This window comes from bacterium, assembly GCA_041649255.1.
In the GTDB taxonomy this organism is placed as follows: domain Bacteria; phylum Hydrothermota; class UBA3073; order JACQXS01; family JAQTXJ01; genus JAQTXJ01.
Genome location: JBAZNK010000016.1, coordinates 67116 through 73115, shown reverse-complemented (window position 1 = coordinate 73115; position 6000 = coordinate 67116). Strand labels below are relative to the sequence as shown.

The following is a 6000-nucleotide window of genomic DNA, read 5'->3' as shown; positions in this document are numbered from 1 at the left end:
CAATTAAAGTCAACACAACCCAACTATTTATTTTGATATTATTCATTCTTTCTTAGCATAACAACCATAATACAGGGTAATTCCTTTTCCTTTATCCATACGGTCTAAATAGAAAAGTAAAAAAGGAACTAAATAGTAAAATAGTAAAACCAGACATTTGTAAACTATATTTTTAAAAATTCTAATTTTAATGTTACTGGCTATTACTTCAGGCACTATCTTCAGATGCATACCTATGACATAAAAAATTCCTCCCATAGGTTTAATGAAGTTTATCTTAAGTCCTGCTTTTTTTAACAAATATTCAAGTCCCCAGTAACTAAATCGAAAATAATCATGAGGGGATTGGTGTTCACCATATCCCTGGGGAGTGACCAAAAATAATTTTCCTTCTTTTTTCAGAACATCCGCACATTCAATAAGACATTGTTGCGGGTCATTAACATGTTCCAAAACCATTGAATTTAAAACAACATTAAATGAATCTTTTTTAAATGGTAAATTTAATACATCACAAATTACATTGACCTTGCTATAATCCCAATTGGTTCCGCCTTTGCCAAAATCAACCCCAATATAATTTGTATGAGAAAAAGCTTTTTTATATCTACCTTGCCCGCACCCGACATCAAGAACTAAATCTCCACGTATGGTTTGATTATGCGCAAATTCTATGAATTCTAATTCTTCACTTTCAACCAGGGCAATTTTATTTTTTATCCGGAAAGGTAAATGCTCTCTAAATCCTTTTATATTAGGATCAAAAGTGTGTATTTTATATCGCTTTGAAATTTTATAATCTCCCGTCTTTTTATCAATAAAAGTCTCTCTCATTGTTTCCGTTTCCTACTTTGTCATTCTGAACGTAGCGAACTTGTCCGCCGGTCTATTTGGAGGAGAATCTATTATCTCCATCTGTCATTCCCATCCTGGCGGGATCCCTGCCTACCAGCAGGCAAAATCCAAAACTCTTCTGTTAATCTGTTAATTCTAAAATCCGCACTCTGCAATGTAATCGTTCCTGTCGTTATCTTCTTAACTTTTCCTCCTGCCATTTCAACCATTAATGCCCCATTTTCGTCAATATCTTTTACTTTCCCTTCTATCAATTCTCCGCTAACATTTGTTTTTATCTGCTTGCCTATAATGTTTGCATATTTTTTCCACTCTTCAAGTAATTTTCCTTTTTTATTTTTTAGTAGGGAATATTTTTTATCTAACTGTTTTATGAGGATGTTAAAGACTTTCTGTTTGTTGAAAACCTTATTTTTTTCTATCATAGCAGAAGTAGCGATGTTTTTTAGTGCGTCCGGAAATTCAGAAATATTCAAGTTTATTCCTATCCCGACTATAGCGTTATTTTTCCCATGAGCTTCGGTTAATATCCCGGAAATCTTTTTGGAATTTACCATAACATCGTTGGGCCATTTTATCCGTACGGGTAATTTCAGCGATTTCAATGTCTCATAAACCGCAACGCTTGCCATCAAAGAAATACAGGAAGCGCTTTTTGGTTTCAGGATTACGGACAACCAGATTCCGCCTTCAGGGGAGAACCATATCTTTCCGGGTGTTCCCTTTCCTTTAGATTGGTAATCGGCGATTACTACAGTTCCTTCAATAGACTCTTTCGCAATCTTACTTGCGTAGTCATTCGTGGAATCAAGCCGTTCGAACTTATATATTTTTTTCCCAATCACACACTTTTTGCGTATCTGTTATTTTGGTCTGCTTACTGCGCCGCTATCGCTTCAATTTCTATTAACACGTCTTTTGGCAGTCTTGATACCTGTACCGTAGCCCGCGCTGGAGTTTCTGTTTTAAAGTATCCCTGATATATTTCATTCATATCGGTAAAAGTTGTCATATCCGTCAAATAAACTGTTGTCTTTACTACGGCATCAAGTGTTAAATTCCCTGCCGCAAGCACGGCTTTTATATTCTCAAGAACCTGCCGCGTCTGGTCTTTTATCCCAATTCCGGCAATTTTCCCCGTAGCATAATCAACCGGAATTTGTCCCGAAATAAACATAAATCCATTTGCTAAAACTGCCTGACTGTACGGACCTATAGCTTGTGGAGCTTTGTCCGTAGATATAATTTTTTTCATTTTCCCCTTCCTTTTATAAACTCTTTCTGCCTAAGGGCGGATTAGAGCTTCTTATCTGGCGCAAAGCGACACCCCGCCTTGGCGGTGGCAGCTCTGCTGGATTCTTTGCTACTTTATCTGTTTATCGGCAAATAACTGTATTGCTTCCGAATATACTTGGTGTTCAACACCTAAAATCCTTTTGCTAAGCGTTTCTTCAGTGTCATCTTTCTTTACTTCAACTGTTCTTTGCAATATTATTCCTCCCGTGTCCATTCCTTCATCAACAAAATGCACCGTGGCTCCCGTTACTTTTACCCCGTAATCATATGCTTGCTTCTGTGCGTGTAATCCGGGAAATGCAGGCAATAATGCAGGATGAATGTTTATTATTCTGTTTTTGAATGCATTCAGGAGAGTGGGTTTGATTATCCGCATAAATCCTGCAAGACATACCAATTCTACATTATGTTTTTTTAGGCACTCAACGTATTCTATCTCGCATTGAGGCATAAGAGTGTTTTTATAAGGAATATGATACGCAGGAATTTTCGCCTTTTTTGCCCGCTCAAGCGCAAATGCATCGGCGTTATCCGAAATTACACACCCTATCTTGGCGTTTAATTTCCCGGAAGCTATGTTGTCTATGATAGCCTGTAAATTACTTCCTTTCCCACTTGCGAGAATGCCTATTATTAACATTGCTAATTTTTATATTATTTATCTTCAATTGTCAATTATTTTCTATGGAGAATCCCTACTTTCCCCCGATTTGTTTTTTTCCCTTTACGACTTAGCGACTTTGTGTGAGAAATTGTTCTTTCTGTATTCTACCTTCCCGCTGATATTCTTAGCGGGTTGTTTTTAACTTTCAAACTTTCTGTTTTTCGTGGTAATCTGTGCAAATCTCTGTCAAAAATAAATCTGTCCTCTGTTTTTTGTTTTTCCATCTTCTCAGTTCTCACTGTTGAGTTTGTAAGTTTTCGTTGGACAAATCAAAAAATTGTATTATTTATACAAATATATTGTATGAAAAGTAGTTTAGAACAATATGAATAATTTATGCGCAGTCGTGATTGGCGGAGATTACCAGGGGTTAGGAGTAATCAGAAGTCTTGCACGGGAAAATATTTCCGTATATTTACTGGATTCCGAACCCTGTATCGCCACTTCTTCCAGATATGTTCATAAGTTTGCCAAATGTCCCTCCCCTGAAAACGAAAAATCATTTATAGATTTCTTAGTTCAATTTGCAAAACAGGAAAAACTTTCTAATTGCTTAATATTTCCTACAACAGATGAAATGGTGAGGTTGCTGTCTGCTAATAAAGAATTGCTCTCTTTACATTATAAAATTTCCTCCCCGGAATGGCAAATAACTGAACTTTTATACAACAAAAAACTTACGTATGCTCTTGCTCAAAAAGTTGGTGTTCCAATCCCCAAAACCTTTTACCCCTATTCCATTGAAGAACTTAAAAAATTTAATCCGGAATTTCCTGTAATCATAAAGCCTGCAGTCAAAGATTTATTTGTTAAAACGACCAAAAAGAAAGCTATCCCTGCAAACAATATGGATGAACTTATATCTGTATACGAAACTACAAACTCAATAATAAAAAAAGAAGAAATAATGGTCCAGGAGATTATTCCCGATGGTCCCCGTAACCTTTATTCTTTCTGTTCGATGTTCAAAAATAAAACTGCATTAGCTACACTTGTTGCAAAACGTATAAGACAACATCCGATGATTTTTGGGCGGGCGACGACTTATGCTGAAACCGTTGATATTCCTGAATTAGAAGAATTAGGGACAAAAATCCTGTCTGAAGCGGATTATTATGGATTGTCCGAAGTTGAGTTTATATGGGATACAAGAGATGAAAAATATAAATTATTGGACATAAACGCAAGAACATGGGGATGGCATACGCTTGGAAATATTGTTGGCATTAATTTCCCGCTTGTTTTATATAATGATATGATGGGACTGATACAAAAATCAAATAAGAAAATGATTGACGGTAAATGGATGCGGTTGTTGACGGATTTGCCCGTGGCAATGGGGGAGATAATAAAAGGAAATCTTAGTTCGGAAGATTATATCAACTCGTTAACAGGTTTAAAAGATGCAGTCTGGGACGATAATGATCCTCTGCCTTTCCTTAAAGAAATTTTTCTACTGCCTTATTTACTAAAAAAACGAGGTTTTTAATATGTTTTTCGTGCTTTCATGGTTTAATCTGTAATCTTCTAATCTTTTTGTTATCTGCCGAAATCTGTGTCCCAATTTATCTGTTTTTTCTGTGTTTTGTTGTTTCTCTACTCTAAATCTTTCTGTTATCCGTGTAGATCTGTGAAAATCACTGCCTACCGCAGGCAGGCGTGGCTAAACTTTTCAGTTTTCTGGTTAGTGCGATTTTGTGTTTTAGTGGCAAGTTTTTGGTTTTTCTGTTTTTGTCCTATTTTCCTATCCGCACAATTTGGATTTTTACTTTAGCGAGCAACGCAGCCATTGCACCTAACGCCGCAAGTATGGGGGCAAAAATCGTTAGCACGCTACCGACGGCAACTCCGGCGTTAAGAGGAATTTCAACTAATAACTCGTCATTAGCTTTTTTGATAATTAACCTGCGGACATTCCCTTCGGCAATCAGTTTTTTTGCCTGTTCAACAAGTTCACCGGCATTAATTTCTATTTCTTCAATCCAAGTTTTTTCTTCTTTTTTCTTATCAGGCATTGTTTCCTCCTTCTTTAATTTGTAGTGTATTTATCATTTTATTTCTACATTTAAAAAAGTCAATAGATTTTGGTTAGAAGTAATAAAAGTAATAGGGGTAATAGAAGTAACTTATGTCCTACGCTTCGCTTCCGGATAAGTTAAGTAAGGTAAGTAGTTGAGTGAGGTAAGTGGGAAAAACGAGATTTTTCTCCGCCAGAGGCGGATCAGAATGACAAATGGCGGGAGCAGATGCTCCTACCTACCCAAACCCAAAAAGATTGTCAGACAAGAATGTCTGACCTACCACACAAACAATGGAATGGGCGAATGCCACAAAAAACGAGAAAATTTATTACTTCTTATCGTTCCAGTGGTAATAGTCTTGCATAGTCCCCAAATAAATAAACTCCTGCTGCGCCTCTTCTACTTTATCGTTATTCGCTTTTGCCGTTAAGATGTTCCCTAAATAACCCTGCGCCTCAAGCAATAATTCCCTTTGTTGCGCTGCTTCCGGGAGAAATGGAGTGTTTACGAAAACTTCATGGTTAATCTTTTCGTATTCTTTGCCTATTTGAAATTTTGTCATTTCAGTTGCCTCCCTGGTCTCAGTGGACAAGACTTCCCAATAGTTTTATACAACACCCCTTTGTGTTTAGTTTATTGTAGGGAGTTATTTCGAAAAGTCAACATATATCTGAATTAAATAATAGCAATTCACTAAAGCCATATCAAAAATCAAATATCAAATATTAAAATTAACAGATAATAAAGAAAAACAGATAGGGAAAAGAATTTTTGGACGCAGATGACCCAGCTAAGTTGGATAACTTGGACTAATCCCGCCAGGTCGGGAAAAGTCCAAGTAAACGCAGATACACAAGACAAAAGAAACTAAAAGACAAAAAGAACACCTAAACACAGAAAAAGAAACGAACATATTCCGCAAAAATCCAGAACTACCCACAAGAAATTCGGAATAATAGCAACAAAAAAAAGATCCTTACATAGATTTACGCAAACAACAGAAGAACACCTTACAGAGAACAAACACAGAAAACAAAAAACACAGAAAACCTAATATATGAATTTGCACGAAATTATCAAAATATTACAAAAATCAAGAACAAAAATTGATTTTATTGCAAGCAATGTTAATAAAATTAATATATTTTAATAGAAATATTAATT

The 6000-nt window shown here is 36.0% G+C and carries 7 protein-coding genes; 1 reads left to right on the top strand and 6 read right to left on the bottom strand.

All coding sequences use genetic code 11. From position 1 onward, the window contains the following. Positions 1-42: 42 nt before the first annotated feature. The 4 genes from WC614_11160 to purN all read right to left on the bottom strand — a co-directional run bounded on the left by WC614_11160 (position 43) and on the right by purN (position 2791). Positions 43-834, bottom strand: coding sequence for a class I SAM-dependent methyltransferase (locus WC614_11160; protein MFA5033563.1), 792 nt, complete (start codon positions 832-834; stop codon positions 43-45). A 71-nt stretch (positions 835-905) separates the two neighbouring features. Continuing rightward, positions 906-1700 (bottom strand): biotin--[acetyl-CoA-carboxylase] ligase, encoded by a 795-nt coding sequence (locus WC614_11155; GenBank protein MFA5033562.1) that lies wholly within the window; start codon positions 1698-1700, stop codon positions 906-908. A gap of 32 nt (positions 1701-1732) precedes the next feature. Further along, positions 1733-2110, bottom strand: coding sequence for a RidA family protein (locus tag WC614_11150; protein MFA5033561.1), 378 nt, complete (start codon positions 2108-2110; stop codon positions 1733-1735). A gap of 108 nt (positions 2111-2218) precedes the next feature. Then, positions 2219-2791 (bottom strand): phosphoribosylglycinamide formyltransferase, encoded by a 573-nt coding sequence (gene purN, locus WC614_11145; GenBank protein ID MFA5033560.1) that lies wholly within the window; start codon positions 2789-2791, stop codon positions 2219-2221. 349 nt (positions 2792-3140) lie between these two features. Between purN and WC614_11140 the strand changes: the two genes are divergently transcribed. Next, positions 3141-4304, top strand: a complete 1164-nt coding sequence (locus WC614_11140; GenBank protein ID MFA5033559.1) for an ATP-grasp domain-containing protein — start codon at positions 3141-3143, stop codon at positions 4302-4304. A 247-nt stretch (positions 4305-4551) separates the two neighbouring features. Here the strand turns inward: WC614_11140 and WC614_11135 are convergent, their stop codons facing one another. Then, on the bottom strand, positions 4552-4830 hold the full coding sequence (locus tag WC614_11135; GenBank protein ID MFA5033558.1) for a DUF4342 domain-containing protein: 279 nt from the start codon (positions 4828-4830) through the stop codon (positions 4552-4554). A 334-nt stretch (positions 4831-5164) separates the two neighbouring features. Further along, positions 5165-5398 carry a hypothetical protein gene (locus tag WC614_11130; protein ID MFA5033557.1) on the bottom strand — a complete coding sequence of 78 codons (234 nt, stop codon included), beginning with the start codon at positions 5396-5398 and terminating at the stop codon, positions 5165-5167. Between the last annotated feature and the right edge of the window lie 602 nt (positions 5399-6000).

Bases quoted from the DNA above. Each gene is read 5' to 3' on its own strand.
- WC614_11160 (MFA5033563.1), bottom strand. From the start codon at position 834: ATGAGAGAGACTTTTATTGATAAAAAGACGGGAGATTATAAAATTTCA.
- WC614_11150 (MFA5033561.1), bottom strand. From the start codon at position 2,110: ATGAAAAAAATTATATCTACGGACAAAGCTCCACAAGCTATAGGTCCG.
- purN (MFA5033560.1), bottom strand. From the start codon at position 2,791: ATGTTAATAATAGGCATTCTCGCAAGTGGGAAAGGAAGTAATTTACAG.
- WC614_11140 (MFA5033559.1), top strand. From the start codon at position 3,141: ATGAATAATTTATGCGCAGTCGTGATTGGCGGAGATTACCAGGGGTTA.
- WC614_11135 (MFA5033558.1), bottom strand. From the start codon at position 4,830: ATGCCTGATAAGAAAAAAGAAGAAAAAACTTGGATTGAAGAAATAGAA.
- WC614_11130 (MFA5033557.1), bottom strand. From the start codon at position 5,398: ATGACAAAATTTCAAATAGGCAAAGAATACGAAAAGATTAACCATGAA.